Below are 17,598 nucleotides of genomic sequence, written 5' to 3' on the forward strand. Positions count from 1 at the left end.
CTCAATTATATTTTTGTATTGCTACTAAAAATAGGAGCAAGTAAGTTGTTTAATTGTTCGTACTCAATCAAGAAAGCATCGTGTCCGTGAATGGATTCTATTTCCTGATAAGAAACAGCAACATTATGTTTTTTTAATTCCTGAAAAGTGTCTTTATTTTCTTTTGCGGTAAAAAACAAATCTGAATTTATACCAATGATATGTATTGAAGCTTCAATTTTAGAAGCAAATACATCAAACGAATCACTGTTTCTGGTTACATCAATCGTTTTAAGCAATTGATTCATCATTTTATAAGAAGCCAGCTGAAAGCGTTTTTGTAATTTTTTACCGTGGTGAAGCAACCAGCTTTCAATATTAAATATAGCTAATTCTTCATTAATGGTCCGGTCAAATTTCAATTTAAAAGATTCCGGCGTTCTGTAACACAGCATTGCGTGAATTCTTGCATCTTCTATTGGATTGCAGGAATTTTTTAAAATTTGCTCTTGCAAAAAACAATTCGCAATCAACCAGTCAGTCGATTTCCAATCCGTCGCAATAGGAATTACGTTTAAAGCTAATTTTGATTCTAGAGCAATCATTTCCCAGGCAATTCCACCACCTACTGATCCGCCTATAATAGCATACAATTGTTGGATTTCAAGTGTTTTTACTCCCCTAATAAACAGTTTAGCAATGTCTCTGGCAGTAAAATCAAAATAATTTTCTACAATGGCACCATCATATCCATTTCCTGGAACGTTAAATGCTAAAATGCTGTATTTATTAGTATCAATAGTTTTATTTTCTCCTATTAAATCATTCCACCATCCAGTTGCACCAATAACCTGAGAGTTTCCAGTCAAGGCATGATTAACTAAGACTACAGGAGCTGTGTGCAATTCCGGACCAAAAAGCTGATAACTTAAATTGATAACAGGATATAGTACACCACTCTCGGTAGTGAAATTTTGTATTATAATGGGATTGGGATTATTTTCCAATTTCAAATCTTTAATATGATTGATGATGGAAATATTAGAAAGAAAGCTAAAGGAAAGCTTTATTGTTGTTATCTTTTCCCGATATATCGGGATAGAATGTAGCACCTTCTTCGTTTGCAAAGGGTTGCTAAGCTTTCATCGGGTCTATTCCCTCGAGCTTTCTTTATAACATTTCAATACGTTTATGAACTTTAACGGTGCAAAGTAACTACTATTTTTTCAAACAAACAAATTTTGCTGGTCTAGTTTTAAACCAACAACTTTATAAAAAACAAACGCAAGTCATAACTGAACACAAAATTCAGAAATCACCTGCGCTTGAGACCTATATTTACAAAACTATATTTAGATAAACAGTGTTTCATTTTCTTTAGAATACATCAAAAACGTTAATGAATCAGATGCTTTCTTTTGCTCTTTTAAATCCGCATCTGTGCTAATACCAAATCTGTTATTTGTCAATTCTTCCCTATTCTCATTTTCTGTACCATTATTAGCCCTTATATCTCTTATAAAGTCTAATGCTCTTGTGATCAATCTTCTTGTGTTCATAATGTTTAAATTTAAATTATCCGACTTGTTTTTATTTGTTTGCTTGTTTTAATTATAAATGTATTCTAAATAAAAAAACCCTTTTGGTCAGTGTACCAAAAGGGTTTATATACTATAAACGATTCTTTTGGGTATCAACAGACTATAGCCTTTGCACAAAGCATAGAGACTGTAAACTGTTTATTTTTCTTATTATTAATAATAATCATTATTTCTGTTTGTTTTTATTATTTGTAACAAAAAAAGCCTCTTGATTTCTCAGGAGGCTTTTGCTATATTTTAATCTTATTTGAATAAAAAATTAAGCTATCGCACTCCTGCGGATTTCCTTAGTTTGTACCATCGATTTTTTACAAATAATAAAATTCATTTTTTCTTTTTATTTAGAGTCACAAAGATATAAATTTTTCTTTATCACCCGTTATTTTTTCTAAAAATTTTAATCTAAAAATACTAATTAACAGTTAATTGTACTTTTTAACATTAATTTTAAATTCTAATCTAAAAAACAAATCAAACAAGAGTCTTTTTCCCAAGAAAATTTATAAAAATTAACTCCATTCCACTCTTCTGATTTGATGTTTCAAAGATATAACTGAAAACACAATTGAATATTAACCCTGTTTTAAATTAATGTTATTATAAAGTATCAAAAACAGCTTTCAAATCGGCCTTCAAGTCATTGATATCTTCTAATCCTACTGACAATCGAATTAAATCTTTAGAAACACCCGAAGTGAATTGTTGCTCTTCTGTTAATTGCTGGTGTGTAGTACTCGCTGGATGAATAACTAAAGATTTTGTATCACCAATATTAGCCAGCAAAGAAAACAATTTTGTTTCATCGGCAACTTTTTTAGCAGCATCAAAACCGCCTTTTAATCCAAAAGTAAGCAATCCGCTTTGTCCTTTTGGCAAATATTCCTGTGCTAAATCATAATATTTACTCGATTTCAATCCTGGATAATTTACCCAAGCCACCTGATCTTGAGATTCTAACCATTGTGCTAATTCCAAAGCATTTTCACTGTGTCTTTGAATACGAACAGACAAAGTTTCTAATCCCTGAATAATCTGAAATGCGTTAAACGGACTCAAAGCCGCTCCGTAATCACGTAATCCTTCAATTCTAACTTTTGCTATAAATGCTGCAGCTCCCAAAGCTTCGTGGTAAACTAAGCCATGATAACCCGCATTTGGCTCTGTAAATTCAGGAAAGCGACCACTACTCCAGTCAAATGTTCCCGCATCAACAATAGCGCCTCCTAATGACGTCCCATTTCCAGCAATATACTTTGTCAAAGAATGAATAACAATATTAGCTCCATGTTCTATTGGTCGTAACAAAGCTGGCGAAGCAACTGTATTATCAACAACTAGAGGCACTTTTAAAGCTTTCGCTTCTACCGAAATTGCTTTTAAGTCTAAAACATCTAATTTTGGATTCCCTAAACTTTCGACAAAAAACAATTTTGTATTTGCTGTAGCCGCTTTAGTAAAATTAACCGCATCCGATGGATCAACAAAAGTGGTTGTAATCCCTAATCGAGGTAAAGTTGAATTGAACAAATTGAACGTCCCTCCGTACAAACTGCTAGAAGCCACAATATGATCTCCAGTTTTAAGTATAGCCAACAAAGCTGTAAAAATTGCAGCTGTTCCCGAAGCAGTAACTACAGCGGCTATCCCACCTTCTAAAGCGGCTAAACGCTGTTCTAAAATATCATTAGTAGGATTGTTTAATCGTGTGTAAATATATCCTGGTTCTGCAAGACCAAATAAATTAGCCGCATGTTCTGAATTATTAAACACATAAGAAGAAGTTTGATAAATAGGAACCGCTCTGGTTCCTGCGTGTTTCGTTACATCATGTCCTGCATGTAGCGCGTTGGTTTCAAATTTTAATGTACTCATGTCTATTTTGTTTATGATTAATTATTTCCAAAAAAAAACCTCCCAATTTCTCGGGAGGCTTTGCTAAATCTATATTTTAAGTTTAAGCAATAGTGTACCCGCAGCATAAATACTGTTTCTTGTTACACATCATCGCTTTTACTGTTTTCATTTTCTAAAAATTTTCGAATCAAATTTACGTAAGTAATTTTTTAAATTCCAAATTTTTTAAAATAAATTAACATTTTTAAAGCAAGCTTTTTTTCTTTAAAAAAATTAGCTGAGATTAATTTACATTTCAAAAATGGTTTCATACCTTTGCACCTCAAAATACAAGAGGAAAAATTTGAACTGATTGCAACCTCTTCATAATGAAACGAATTCATTGTGAGTGCTGAAAAATTTTCAGTAGAAAAAAATGCTAAAGCAGAAACTCTCCTTTAGTCCTTTTTGCAATTATTTTTTCCTCGCTTAATATTTAAAAATTATATATTATGGCCTATTTATTTACGTCAGAATCTGTGAGCGAAGGACATCCAGACAAAATTGCGGATCAAATTTCAGACGCATTAATTGATAATTTTCTAGCTTTTGATGCGGATTCAAAAGTAGCTTGCGAGACCTTAGTAACTACTGGTCAGGTTATTTTAGCTGGAGAAGTAAAATCGAATACTTATTTAGATGTTCAACAAATTGCTCGTGATGTAATCAAAAAAATTGGATACACTAAAAGCGAATACATGTTTGAAGCGAATTCTTGTGGAATTCTTTCAGCCATTCACGAACAATCAGCAGATATTAATCAAGGAGTTGACAGAAAAAACCCTGAAGAGCAAGGTGCTGGTGATCAAGGAATGATGTTTGGTTACGCAACTAACGAAACCGAAAACTACATGCCTTTAGCTCTTGATTTGTCTCACAAACTTTTGAAAGAATTAGCGGCATTAAGACGTGAAAATAATGAAATTACTTATTTACGTCCAGATGCAAAATCTCAGGTAACTTTAGAATACAGTGATGACAATACACCAGTACGTATTGATGCCATTGTAATCTCTACACAACATGATGATTTTGACGAAGAAGCTACAATGCTTGCAAAAATCAAAAAAGACATCATCGAAATTTTGATTCCAAGGATTATCGCTAAAAACCCAACTCATGCCCATTTATTCAACGATAAAATTAACTACCATATTAACCCAACAGGGAAATTTGTAATTGGTGGACCTCACGGTGATACTGGACTTACTGGCAGAAAAATTATTGTAGATACTTATGGTGGAAAAGGAGCTCATGGTGGTGGTGCTTTTTCTGGAAAAGATCCATCTAAAGTTGATAGAAGTGCTGCTTATGCTACACGTCATATTGCTAAAAACTTAGTTGCTGCAGGAGTAGCTGACGAAATTTTAGTTCAAGTTTCTTATGCTATTGGTGTTGCTCAGCCAATGGGTATTTTTATTGATACTTACGGAACTTCAAAAGTGAATTTAACCAATGGAGAAATTGCTAAAAAAGTAGAAGCTATTTTTGATATGCGTCCTTACTTTATTGAGCAACGTTTAAAATTAAGAAATCCTATTTACAGCGAAACAGCGGCTTACGGACACATGGGACGTACTCCTGAAGTAGTTACAAAAACTTTTTCGGCTCCAGGGGGTGAAGAAAAAACAGTAACGGTTGAATTGTTTACTTGGGAAAAATTAGATTATGTTGACCAAATAAAAACAGCTTTCGGATTATAATTAAATATCCTGAATGAAATACAAAAGAGACTATTCTAAAAAGATAGTCTCTTTTTTTTGTCAGACAAATTAGATTTTTTAGTTACTTTATAATCTTAAATCAATCTACATGAAATTCCCTTCCTTCCAGCGAACTGTTGATGCGATCCAAAAAACAGTTTCCCGATTTCCATTAGAAACATTCACTGCTATTACAGGAACTATTATTGCAATGTTTCTAGCAGAAGAAAGTAACGATAATTTAGAAAATCTCTACAACAAAATACTTCTAAGCTGTTCGTTGTGTTTTGTTCTTTTTCTTTCTATTAGCTTGTATTTTACTCGAAACAAAAAAGACAATTTGATCCGTTTTATAAGCAGTCTTGCCCTTGGAACAATTATTATTCTATTTGTATTTAATTTTTCAGACAAAATTAAGCAAACGGAATTTTTTCAGTTTTTCACATTAAATATCGCCTTACATCTTCTAGTTTCTTTTGCTGCATTTTTGAACAAAAAATACAATCAGGATCATTTTTGGGAATTCAACAAACAGCTTTTCATTCGGATTTTAACAGCTGTTTTGTATAGTATTGTTTTGTATTCTGGATTAGCGCTGGCGCTGTTAGCTGTTCATAACTTATTCAATATTGAATTATATGACAAAATCTATTTTCATTTATTCCTATTTATAGCTGGAACATTCAATAGTATTTTTTTCTTATCTGGAATCTCCGAAACGAATAATCCATCAGAAACACTGGAACTTAAATATCCTGAGGGACTAAAAAAATTCACTCAATACGTCTTAATCCCATTAATTAGTATTTATCTAGTTATTTTGATTGGTTACGAATTAAAAATTGTCCTTAGTTTTTCTTTACCAGTAGGCTGGGTTTCCAACCTGATTTTAGTATTTGCTGTTTTTGGAATACTTTCTTTATTGCTAATCCATCCTATTGCTCATCAGGCTGAAAATGTATGGATTCGCACGTTTAATAAATGGTTTTATTATTTGCTCGTTCCGCTTTTAGTGTTGCTTTACTGGGCTATTTTATATCGAATTCAATTATACGGAATAACTCATGAACGTTATTATGTATTGGCATTATCGATTTGGCTAACACTATTAGTTCTTTATTTTATCATCAAAAAAGAACCAAAAATCATGTTCATCCCAATATCGATGAGTCTGATTGCATTATGCACCATCATTGGACCTCAAAGTGCCAATTCAGTTTCTAAAAACAGTCAACTCAATCGTCTTGAAAACTATTTATCAAAAAAAGATAAAACCAAACTCACTTTTGAACAAGAACAAGATTTAAGCAGCATCATTGATTTTTTAGTAAAGAATTATGATGTAAAAATTTTGTTGCCACTCACAGATAAAAAACTTGATGCGTTAGTACGAAAGGATAAAAATCCAAGTAGTACCCAAATCATGAAAGCTTTAGGTTATCACTATCGTAGTCAATATGATAGAAGAGACGATGAGAATATATATTACAGTCATTATGAAAACGAAGGACAATTGGTTGAAAACATACACGATTATGATCTTTCCTTTAACCTTTCTAACAATAGCACTTTGAATTGTTCAGACTGTGTTACAATCAATCAAAAAAAATATTCTTTATTAAGTACGAATACTGAAGATGGTATTGATTTACAAATAAACAATGATATTATTCCTCTAAAAACAGAAGCTTTTATTATAGACAATATCCACTTCAATTCTAATTCAAACGAGAAGATTATTCAAAAAATTGAGAACAGTAAATACAAGCTGCAATTGACTTACACCTACGTATATGTAAACAAAACAAACAAAAAACCTATCGTAAATAGTTATAACGTTAAAGTGCTTCTGAAAATTAAATAGCTGGATTTCAGCCAAAAATCTATTTTTTAATTAGTATAATTTAGTTTAAAAAAAAGAGTGCCAAAGTTGAAAATTTACCTATTTTTACAACTCAAGAAGTATTTAAAATTAAAATCGTAACACCGTAATGCACATAGCAGTAGCAGGAAATATAGGATCAGGAAAAACCACATTAACGGCTTTGCTATCCAAACACTTTAAATGGGAACCGCATTATGAAGATGTAGTAGACAACCCTTATTTAGATGATTTTTACCATCAAATGGAGCGCTGGTCTTTTAACCTTCAAATCTATTTCTTGAACAGTCGTTTTCGTCAAGTGATTCAAATTCGCGAAAGCGGAAAAAAAGTAATTCAAGACAGGACAATCTATGAAGATGCTTATATTTTTGCTCCTAACCTTTATGCGATGGGATTAATGACTAATCGCGATTTCCAAAATTATTCGTCTCTTTTTGAGTTGATGGAATCTACGGTTAAAGCGCCTGATTTGTTAATTTATCTAAGAAGTTCCATTCCAAATTTGGTAGGACAAATCCACAAACGCGGACGTGAATATGAAAACTCGATCTCGATTGATTATTTAAGTCGTTTGAACGAACGCTACGAAGCCTGGATTCATACTTACAACAAAGGAAAACTATTAATTATAGATGTAGACAAAATTAATTTTGTTGACAATCCTGAAGATTTAGGAAATATCATTGAAAGAATCAATGCCGAATTAAACGGATTATTTTAAAAACTAAAATAAGAAGCCGCTTCAAAAATTTGAAGCGGCTTCTTTGGTATTCAACTTTAGTATTTTGAAATTGAGTATTACAATTCGTCATTATACCATTTGGTAATTTCTTCTTTAGTTTTTCCGATTTTTTGTTGCAATCTTCCAAACAATTCATCTTCTTTACCTTCTTCATATAACAAATCGTCATCTGTAAGATCAGCATACTTTTGTTTCAATTTTCCTTTTAATTCGTTCCAGTTTCCTTTGATTTCTGTACTATTCATAATTTCTAAATTTTAAATATTAATTTTTATTTGTTTTATTTTTGATCTATATATATTGACGCAACATCCACGATTTATCTTCATGTTTTTGCAGTAAGCCTGTTAGAAAATCAGCAGTACCATAATCGTCAGTTTCTTCAACTTCCTTGGTAAAATCTCTCAGTTGTTTTAAAACGGCTTCATGATCTGACAAAAGTTCTTTAAGCATTTCTTTTTGATCTACAGCTTTCGGATTTTCCTTGAGAATAGAATGATCGATAAACTCTTGCATTGTACCAATAGCTTTTCCGCCAAGTTTACTAATACGTTCTGCTACCTCATCTATTTCCTGTTCTAAAGCTGTATATTGGGTTTCAAACAATTTGTGCAACTCCATAAAACTATTTCCTGAAACATTCCAGTGAAATTTTCTTGTTTTTGTATAAAGCAACATATCGTTTGCTAAAACCGTTGTTAAACAATTAATACTTGACTCCAGCTCTTTTTTTGTGATTCCAATTTTTGGCTCCATACTATTTATGCTTTTTGTTTTAATAATTTGTTCTTTACAAAGATATTGTAGCAATAGACCTATTATCTTACACAGTTTTTTGAGATTGTTATAGAATTCCAAGTTATTCGGATTTTAATGGTATTTTATGTATTTTTTTAAAAGTAAAATGATGATATAATAAAAAATGCCTCGCAAATTGCGAGGCATTTTTACATAATAGAGTCTTTAAATATTACTTCAAAACATCAATTTTTGCCTGAACTTCTTCATCAGTTCCTTCAAAACTTTGAACATCAACTTTTCCATTTAATGTAGTGGTAATAGTAGCTTTTACTTTTCCATCAACATTTATTTTTTCAATAGTAACTTCTTTAGAAACAGCATCGGTCATTGCTGAGCCAGCATGTACATGATGCACACAGTTTTTATTTGTACAACCTTTGGCTATACATTCCTCCTCAGACATCGAAGTACAAGTTCCCATTGTAGTACAACAAGAAGCCGTTGTGGCAATAGTATGACTTCCGTTTCCTAAAATTGGAGCGATAACTAAACCTATCAAGCAAGTCAGCTTAATCAAAATATTCATTGAAGGCCCAGAAGTATCTTTGAAAGGATCACCCACCGTATCTCCAGTTACTGCTGCTTTATGTGCATCCGAACCTTTGTAAGTCATCTCTCCATTAATTAAAACTCCAGCTTCAAAAGATTTCTTAGCATTATCCCATGCGCCTCCAGCATTATTTTGGAAAACAGCCCAAAGCACTCCCGAAACAGTAACTCCAGCCATATAACCGCCAAGCATTTCAGCAATTAACTGATTGTTATCTCCGTAAACTAATTTTCCTAAAAGCACAATCGCAATTGGAAAACCAATAGTCAAAATCCCAGGTAACATCATTTCGCGTAAAGCAGCTTTTGTCGAAATCTCGACACATTTTCCATATTCTGGCTTTCCTGTTCCTTCCATAATTCCGGGAATTTCCTTGAATTGACGACGCACTTCATACACCATATCCATCGCAGCCTTTCCAACAGAATTCATAGCTAAAGCCGAAAAAACGACAGGAATCATTCCGCCGACAAATAACATCGCTAATACTGGTGCTTTAAAAATATTGATTCCGTCAATACCTGTAAAAGTTACATAAGCAGCAAATAAAGCTAATGAAGTCAATGCCGCTGAAGCTATTGCAAATCCTTTTCCAGTTGCAGCGGTAGTATTTCCAACAGAATCTAAAATATCGGTTCTGGTACGTACTTCTTTTGGTAATTCGCTCATTTCAGCAATTCCACCTGCGTTATCTGATATTGGTCCAAAAGCATCAATAGCTAATTGCATTGCTGTTGTTGCCATCATTGCTGATGCTGCCAAAGCCACTCCGTAAAAACCAGCCAAAGCATACGAAGACCAAATTGCTGCTGCAAACAATAAAACCGTTGGAAAAGTAGAAATCATTCCGGTTGCTAAACCTGCAATAACGTTAGTTCCCGCTCCTGTTGCTGATTTTTGCACAATTGCTAAAACTGGTTTTGTACCCAATCCTGTATAATATTCTGTCACCGAAGAAATAGCACCACCCACAATTAAACCTATAATGGTAGCATAGAAAACTCTCATAGAAGAAATATCTTTTATTCCTTCTCCAAAAAATTCCATTTTCATTGTCGCTGGCAACATATATTGTACTAAGAAATAACAGCTTAAAGCCGTTAAAATAATAGAAACCCAATTTCCTTTATTTAATGCGGTTTGTACCTGGGCTTCTTTAGCATTATCATCCGAAATTTTCACCAACATGGTTCCAATAATTGAAAATAAAATTCCGAAACCAGCAATTGCCATTGGTAATAAAATAGGACCAATTCCGCCAAAAGCATCCTGAATGTTTCCACCCATATCTTTTATTACATAATTCCCTAAAACCATTGCTGCCAAAACCGTTGCTACGTAAGAACCAAATAAATCGGCACCCATACCAGCAACATCACCCACATTATCCCCAACATTATCAGCAATAGTAGCTGGATTACGCGGATCATCTTCGGGAATTCCTGCTTCTACTTTACCCACTAAATCAGCACCTACATCGGCAGCTTTAGTATAAATTCCTCCGCCAACACGAGCAAATAAGGCAATCGATTCAGCTCCTAAAGAAAATCCAGCAAGTGTTTCCAGTACAACCGTCATTCCTTCGGTGTCAGTCCAGACACCTCCCATAAAAACCTGAAAAAAGAAAATAAAAAATCCTGTCAAACCTAGCACAGCTAATCCTGCAACTCCTAAGCCCATAACTGTACCTCCGCCAAAAGAAACCTTTAATGCCTGAGACAAACTTGTACGAGCCGCCTGTGTTGTTCTTACGTTCGTTTTAGTGGCTATCCTCATTCCCATGTTTCCAGCTAAAGCCGAAAAGAAAGCTCCAAAAATAAATGCAATTACTATTAATAAATGTGTTTTAACTCCTGGCAAAAAAGTAATTCCCGCCAGTACGATGCTTGCTAAAATTACAAAGATGGTTAGCAATCGGTATTCCGCCTTGAGAAAAGCGAGCGCTCCCTCATAAATGTGTTCGGATATAGTTGCCATCTTACCATCTCCGGCATCTTGTTTTAGAACCCAAGTCCTTTTAATTGACATAAACAGCAGTCCAATAATTGCCATAACTATTGGCAAATAAATCATAAATTCATTCATAAATTCATTTGGTTAAGGTTAATAATCAACAGTATACAAACGAATTTAAACAAAAAAAGCAATACTCCGGAGGAATATTGCTTTTTTTACAAATTTATGGTCTAAAAATTATTTAATACTAAATAATCCTTCTGCTTTATTTTCAATTGCATTGAAACGATCCGTACATTCTTTAATGATAGCTTTAGCTTCATCTAAATTTCCCCATCCTTCAACATCTACTTTTTTGTTTTCAAGATCTTTATAAACCTGGAAGAAATGCTCAATTTCTTTTAATAAGTGCGGGTTGATATCTGATAAATCATTTAATGAATTCCAAATTGGATCAGAAACGGGTACACAAATAATTTTTTCGTCCGGTCCTTTATCATCTGCCATGTGGAAAACTCCAATAGGTTTTACTTCTATAACACATCCAGGAAAAGTTGGCTCATTGATTAATACCAATACATCTAATGGATCTCCGTCTAAAGCTAATGTTTCTGGAATAAATCCGTAATCAGCTGGATACATCATTGAAGAGAATAACATTCTATCAAAACGCATTCTTTTGATTTCGAAATCATATTCATACTTATTTCTACTTCCTCTTGGAATTTCGATAAGAACATCGAAAGTGTTTATTTTGTCTGCAGTCATTTTATTTATTATCTTAAATTGATTTTCTATTTGGGCACAAAAGTAATTTAATTCCTTATTTATAGCAAAACATTTCTATCTAAAAGACACTCAAAACATTTGATTTGTTTTTCTTTTATTTTAGAAGTAAAAGCCAAAGGAACCTTTTACTGAAAAACGCTGGGCATCAGGAACGTTCAAATAATTTCCTCTCCACGTAAAATCGATACGCAAGACTTTGAAAATATTCCCAATTCCGGCACTGTATTCCCAGTAAGCATTCTCTGGAGCTTTGTAAACCAGTCCCGAAGCATTGATGGCTCTATTAGCTTCTGATATGGTTCCATAGACTGTTCTTACTCCAATAATTTCTCTCCAGTTTAATTTCCTCATGAAAGGAATTCTTGAAAATATTCGCCCTCCAAAGTTATGTTCCCATTGCAACGTAGCGTATTGATCACTTACAAATTCGTAAAAATTCAAATTATTAAAGGTGTTTTCAATCGAAAAATACGATTGATTTCCTGGAATAACACTCAACAAACCTAATGGCACTGTTCCAAAAGTTTTTCCAAATTCCATAATTACATTTGACCTTCCTAAAGGACCAATGATAATAGGTTGTTTGTAATACAATTGGATTTTTTCATATTTAAAATCACTATCCAGTAAACCTTTAAAACCATGACTAAAATTGACATAAAAACGACTGAAAGGACTATCTACATTATCTCTTTCTACTCCATAACCAATGGTTTTTCTATTCGGCGAAAACTCTACCTGAAAATTAACTTCTGATTGTTTTACCTCGCTGTTTGTAGTAGTTTGTGATGCATCGGTGTAATAATCTAAACTAAATGTATTTGAAGCTGATTCTAAAGTTCGATACGAAAATCCTGTTTGAAAAGTTAAGTTTTTAACGGGTTCAATTTCGACAGCTACATTTGTCAAATTTATATTGGTAAGTTTACCGTTGTTTCCTGTAGAAAACAATGCCGAGGATGCAAAACTTCTACCCAAAACATCATTTGTAGTGGTCAAACTGGCTCCAATTTGCTCAACATCTCTTCTATTTCCTCCTGAAATGATCAATCGATTTTTCTTATCGACCATCCATTTTCCAGAAATCCCATATTTGAATTTATTGTCGTCAAATCCATAAGCAGTATATCCTTGCAAACGCCAGACATCATTAGGACCAAAATATGTTCTTCCTCCTGCTCGCAGTCTAATTCCTTCCACCTCATTAAAACCAAACGTCGAAAATATAGGTCCAAAATCAATGTGACCAAACTGAACATAACCACTTCCTAAAATAGAAACCAAATTATACAACTGCTTGAATTTCTTGACTGTTTGCAAAGTATCCAGCATTTTATAAACGCCTCTTTCGTCTTTGTTCAAGTTTTCGAAACGGTTTTCATCCCAATACCTGTCGGACTTATTGTATACTTCATTGTCAATATAATTTACCTCATCTCTGTAAAAAGAAGCAGGTTGTTCGATATTGAACTTATGATTTTGGTACAAAGTAGTTCGCTTTCCATAAACACCTTTAGATTCTTCTTTCTTATTTAAAGCAAAATCCGACATCATGTGATCACGAGTCAACAAGAAAACAGAGTCATTTTGCACCTCAAATTCTTGTTCGATATAAATATCTTTTACCCAGTTAATATTAGCACTTTTAGTTACTGCCATATTAATTTTTTTGATAGCAAAAGTGGTATCGTTCACCCAAAAGTCTCCTTTAAAAGTCAACTCATTTTTACGTCTTGGATAAAATAATATATTGTAACACCATTTTTTATCAATAAAAGCACTATCCGTCAACACATAATTATAGACATCAATTCCTGTTTTTGACAATGGACTAGTAAAACTTTTATCAAAAAAAGTTAAGTGATTGTTGTAAATATCATAATCCGAATACAAGTCTTTTACAAAAGATAAAATTTGTTGATTATCGCTAAATCCGGAATTTTTATTGGCTTTTAATTTCTCTTTTACTTTCTTTAGTTTATTACTACCATAAACGTCTGATAAAGATTCGTTGATAAAAATAGGTAAGTAGGTTTTTCCAGTAACTCTGGATGTATCCACATGTTTGAAAACAAATTCCATTCCTTTGAAAACCTTACTTTTCATAAAAGCACTATCAATAGTATTCATGTCGAATTCTACTTTTTCGTACTTCTCCATTTGGTACTGATCAAACTGATACAATCCGTTTTTTCGTTTTCTTTCCCAAATTTTTCTCAGAATATCCAATGCTGGATTGTTCTTTTTAGATGTTTTTCCAGTATATATAACAACTTCTTTTAGCTCTTCAACATCATTTAGCTGCACTATAAAATTGTAATTTATCGCTTTTTCTAATGTAATTTCTCTATCGGAAAAACCTACTGAAGTCACTTTTAAAGTTGTAAAAGTGGTAGGTGATTCTATATAAAAACGCCCATCTTCATTAGACATTACACCTAAATTTGATCCTTTTAAAACAACATTGGCAAAAGGAACAGGTTGATTTGATTTATCTACCACCATTCCGCTCACTTTAGTTTGAGCAAAAAGTGTTGAAAATACAGACAATATAAAAAATAGAACAAAAAACAGGTACTTCTTATCCATATAGTAGAATTAACAAAAAAGCTTCATCAAACAAACGTAAGATGAAGCCTTAATAGTATTTGATTATGTATTTATTTATACATTACTTTTTTTACTGCCTTAACAACATCAGCTGCGTTTGGCAACCAGTCTTTCAACAATACTGGAGAATAAGGTGCTGGTGCATCTGCAGTTGTGATTCTTTGAATTGGTGCATCTAAGAAATCAAATGCTTGCTCTTGAACAATATAAGTAATTTCAGAAGAAATACTTGCAAATGGCCAAGCTTCTTCAAGAATCACTAAACGATTTGTTTTTTTAACTGATTTTAAAATTGCTTCGTTATCCATTGGACGAACGGTTCTTAAATCAATAACTTCACAAGAAATTCCTTCTTTAGCTAATTGATCAGCAGCAATAAAAGCTTCTTTAATGATTTTTCCAAAAGAAACAATAGTTACATCAGTTCCTTCTCTTTTAATATCAGCAACACCTATTGGAATAGTATATTCACCTTCAGGAACTTCTCCTTTGTCACCATACATTTGCTCTGATTCCATAAAAATTACAGGATCATTATCACGAATAGCTGATTTTAAAAGTCCTTTGGCATCATAAGGATTTGAAGGAACAATTACTTTTAAACCTGGAGTATTAGCAAACCAGTTTTCTAAAGCCTGAGAGTGAGTTGCTCCTAATTGTCCTGCAGAAGCAGTTGGCCCACGAAAAACAATCGGCACATTAAACTGTCCTCCTGTCATTTGACGCATTTTAGCAGCGTTATTTATAATTTGATCAATACCAACTAAACAAAAGTTGAAAGTCATATATTCTACAATTGGTCTACAACCATTCATTGCTGAACCTACGGCAATTCCTGTAAAACCAAGCTCAGCAATTGGAGTATCGATTACTCTTTTTTCGCCAAATTCAGCAAGCATTCCTTTTGAAGCTTTGTATGCTCCGTTGTATTCTGCAACTTCTTCGCCCATTAAATATATGGATTCATCGTGACGCATTTCTTCGCTCATCGCTTCGCAAATGGCCTCTCTAAATTGTATTGTTCTCATATTTATATTGTATGTTGAATTTTCTGAAGAGCAAAAATAAATATTTTAAACCATTTAAAGCACAATTTAACTTAAATAATCCGTTCTAAATTCTAACATCTTATATTAGGTATGTGAATATCTCGCATTTATTCTGTTATTTTACAGGAATCAAACAAATAAAAACAATATTGCGGCAATGGTAAGTAGTTTTTGATACCAAATTATTCGAAATATTGTTCTAATTTTGTAACTCAATCTACGAAATTTATAAAATATCCAAACATGAAAATACTAGTTTGCATCAGTCATGTTCCTGATACTACCTCAAAAATCAACTTTACTAACGGCGATACCGAATTTGATACGAACGGCGTTCAATATGTAATCAATCCTAATGATGAATTTGGATTAACTCGTGCCATTTGGTTTCAAGAACAACAAGGAGCTACGGTAACTGTAGTAAACGTGGGCGGTCCAGAAACAGAACCTACATTAAGAAAAGCTTTAGCCATTGGAGCTAACGAAGCCATTCGTATCAATGCAACACCTACAGACGGATTTTTTGTTGCCAAACAATTAGCCGAAGTAATAAAATCAGGCGCTTACGATTTAGTAATTGCAGGAAAAGAATCTTTAGATTATAATGGAGGAATGGTTCCTGGAATGGTTGCTGGTATTTTAGATTACAATTTCCTAAATTCTTGTATCAACATTACTGTTGACGGAACAAATGTAAAAGCAGTTCGCGAAATTGACGGTGGAAAAGAAAGTATTTCTACTTCATTACCATTAATTATTGGTGGTCAAAAAGGCATTGTTGAAGAAAAAGATTTGCGTATTCCAAATATGAGAGGAATTATGACGGCCAGAACAAAAGTGCTAAATGTTGTAGAACCAATTGACGTTGCCATCAACACAAAAGCAGTAAAATTCGAAAAACCTGCTCCAAAATCAGCAGTAAAAATGATTGCTCCTGACAACTTAGACGAATTAATTAATTTGTTGCACAACGAAGCAAAGGTTATCTAGTATTCCGTAATTAGTTTTTAGTATTCAGTTCAAAAAATCTGAAATCTAAAATCGTTAATCTAAAATCTAAAATCATCATGTCAATATTAATATATGCCGAATCAGCCGAAGGAAAATTTAAAAAAGTAGCTTTTGAAATCGCTTCTTATGCAAAAAAAGTAGCCGAATCTCTAGGAACTACTGTAACTGCCTTAACGGTGAATATCGAAAACGTTTCTGAATTATCTAAATACGGAGTCGATAAAGTATTAAAAATAAACAACGATAAGCTAGCTGAATTTAACGCTAAAGCTTATGCTGACGTTATCAAACAAGCAGCTCAACAAGAAAACACAAAACTAGTTATTCTATCTTCCAGTACAAACAGTATTTACCTCTCTTCGCTACTTGCAGTAAGTCTAGAAGCAGGTTTTGCATCAAACGTAGTAGGATTACCAATCAACACGGCTCCTTTTCAAGTAAAAAGAAACGCTTTTTCTAGTAAAGCATTCAACATAACCGAAATCAATACGGATATAAAAGTAATTGGCTTAGCTAAAAACTCTTATGGTATTTTCGAAAACGCATCTACTTTATCCGAAGAAATTTTCAGCCCAAGCATTGGAGACCATGATTTTGGAATAAAAGTAGAATCAGTTGAAAAAGCATCAGGAAAAGTATCTATTGCCGATGCTGATATTGTAGTATCGGGTGGACGCGGATTAAAAGGTCCGGAAAACTGGAACTTAATCGAAGATCTAGCCGCTGTTTTAGGAGCTGCAACAGCTTGTTCTAAACCAGTTTCGGACTTAGGATGGAGACCTCACGCTGAACACGTAGGGCAAACAGGAAAACCTGTTGCGACCAATTTATACATTGCAGTTGGAATTTCTGGAGCCATTCAACACATCGCCGGAATCAATGCTTCTAAAGTAAAAGTGGTTATCAATAGTGATGCTGAAGCTCCTTTCTTTAAAGTAGCTGACTACGGAATTGTAGGCGATGCTTTTGATGTTGTTCCAAGATTAATAGAAAAACTAAAAGAATACAAGGCGCAAAACGCATAATGTA

The 17,598-nt window shown here is 33.2% G+C and carries 14 protein-coding genes and 1 riboswitch; of the genes, 5 read left to right on the forward strand and 9 right to left on the reverse strand.

The window, feature by feature from the left end:
• Window positions 1-5: 5 nt before the first annotated feature.
• The 3 genes from AAGV33_RS00980 to AAGV33_RS00990 all read right to left on the reverse strand — a co-directional run bounded on the left by AAGV33_RS00980 (window position 6) and on the right by AAGV33_RS00990 (window position 3,452).
• Window positions 6-986, reverse strand: a complete 981-nt coding sequence (locus AAGV33_RS00980) for an alpha/beta fold hydrolase (RefSeq protein WP_373390034.1) — start codon at window positions 984-986, stop codon at window positions 6-8.
• 65 nt (window positions 987-1,051) lie between these two features.
• Window positions 1,052-1,158: riboswitch (SAM riboswitch) on the reverse strand.
• Between the two features lie 173 nt (window positions 1,159-1,331).
• Window positions 1,332-1,538: a hypothetical protein gene (locus AAGV33_RS00985; RefSeq protein WP_373390035.1), complete on the reverse strand. Its 207-nt coding sequence runs from the start codon at window positions 1,536-1,538 to the stop codon at window positions 1,332-1,334.
• Between the two features lie 639 nt (window positions 1,539-2,177).
• Window positions 2,178-3,452 carry an O-acetylhomoserine aminocarboxypropyltransferase/cysteine synthase family protein gene (locus AAGV33_RS00990; protein ID WP_373390036.1) on the reverse strand — a complete coding sequence of 425 codons (1,275 nt, stop codon included), beginning with the start codon at window positions 3,450-3,452 and terminating at the stop codon, window positions 2,178-2,180.
• 473 nt (window positions 3,453-3,925) lie between these two features.
• On the opposite strand from AAGV33_RS00990, the gene metK reads away from it, so the two are divergent.
• From metK to AAGV33_RS01005, 3 genes are all read left to right on the forward strand, one after another.
• On the forward strand, window positions 3,926-5,176 hold the full coding sequence (metK, locus tag AAGV33_RS00995; protein WP_373390037.1) for a methionine adenosyltransferase: 1,251 nt from the start codon (window positions 3,926-3,928) through the stop codon (window positions 5,174-5,176).
• A gap of 109 nt (window positions 5,177-5,285) precedes the next feature.
• Window positions 5,286-7,040: a DUF4153 domain-containing protein gene (locus AAGV33_RS01000; RefSeq protein ID WP_373390038.1), complete on the forward strand. Its 1,755-nt coding sequence runs from the start codon at window positions 5,286-5,288 to the stop codon at window positions 7,038-7,040.
• 127 nt (window positions 7,041-7,167) lie between these two features.
• Window positions 7,168-7,782 (forward strand): deoxynucleoside kinase, encoded by a 615-nt coding sequence (locus AAGV33_RS01005; protein WP_373390039.1) that lies wholly within the window; start codon window positions 7,168-7,170, stop codon window positions 7,780-7,782.
• A 77-nt stretch (window positions 7,783-7,859) separates the two neighbouring features.
• Here the strand turns inward: AAGV33_RS01005 and AAGV33_RS01010 are convergent, their stop codons facing one another.
• From AAGV33_RS01010 to AAGV33_RS01035, 6 genes are all read right to left on the reverse strand, one after another.
• Complete coding sequence (locus tag AAGV33_RS01010; protein WP_373390040.1) at window positions 7,860-8,048, reverse strand: CsbD family protein; 189 nt, start codon at window positions 8,046-8,048, stop codon at window positions 7,860-7,862.
• Between the two features lie 46 nt (window positions 8,049-8,094).
• A complete protein-coding gene (locus AAGV33_RS01015; protein ID WP_373390041.1) occupies window positions 8,095-8,559 on the reverse strand; it encodes a Dps family protein in 465 nt (154 codons plus the stop codon).
• A gap of 214 nt (window positions 8,560-8,773) precedes the next feature.
• Window positions 8,774-11,239 (reverse strand): sodium-translocating pyrophosphatase, encoded by a 2,466-nt coding sequence (locus tag AAGV33_RS01020; protein WP_373390042.1) that lies wholly within the window; start codon window positions 11,237-11,239, stop codon window positions 8,774-8,776.
• Window positions 11,240-11,347: 108 nt separating this feature from the next.
• A complete protein-coding gene (locus tag AAGV33_RS01025; protein WP_373390043.1) occupies window positions 11,348-11,878 on the reverse strand; it encodes an inorganic diphosphatase in 531 nt (176 codons plus the stop codon).
• A gap of 120 nt (window positions 11,879-11,998) precedes the next feature.
• Window positions 11,999-14,488 carry a DUF5686 and carboxypeptidase-like regulatory domain-containing protein gene (locus tag AAGV33_RS01030; protein ID WP_373390044.1) on the reverse strand — a complete coding sequence of 830 codons (2,490 nt, stop codon included), beginning with the start codon at window positions 14,486-14,488 and terminating at the stop codon, window positions 11,999-12,001.
• Between the two features lie 71 nt (window positions 14,489-14,559).
• The gene (locus AAGV33_RS01035) at window positions 14,560-15,537 is read right to left on the reverse strand and encodes a pyruvate dehydrogenase complex E1 component subunit beta (RefSeq protein ID WP_373390045.1); all 978 of its coding nucleotides are present in this window, start codon (window positions 15,535-15,537) and stop codon (window positions 14,560-14,562) included.
• 264 nt (window positions 15,538-15,801) lie between these two features.
• Here AAGV33_RS01035 and AAGV33_RS01040 point away from each other — a divergent pair, with 264 nt between their 5' ends.
• Together AAGV33_RS01040 and AAGV33_RS01045 are read left to right on the forward strand one after the other, a co-directional pair.
• Entirely contained in the window at window positions 15,802-16,548 is a 747-nt protein-coding gene (locus AAGV33_RS01040) for an electron transfer flavoprotein subunit beta/FixA family protein (protein WP_373390046.1), read from the forward strand.
• 77 nt (window positions 16,549-16,625) lie between these two features.
• Window positions 16,626-17,594, forward strand: coding sequence for an electron transfer flavoprotein subunit alpha/FixB family protein (locus AAGV33_RS01045; RefSeq protein ID WP_373390047.1), 969 nt, complete (start codon window positions 16,626-16,628; stop codon window positions 17,592-17,594).
• Window positions 17,595-17,598: the final 4 nt, after the last annotated feature.

Source organism: Flavobacterium magnesitis (assembly GCF_041729735.1).
Lineage (GTDB): Bacteria > Bacteroidota > Bacteroidia > Flavobacteriales > Flavobacteriaceae > Flavobacterium > Flavobacterium magnesitis.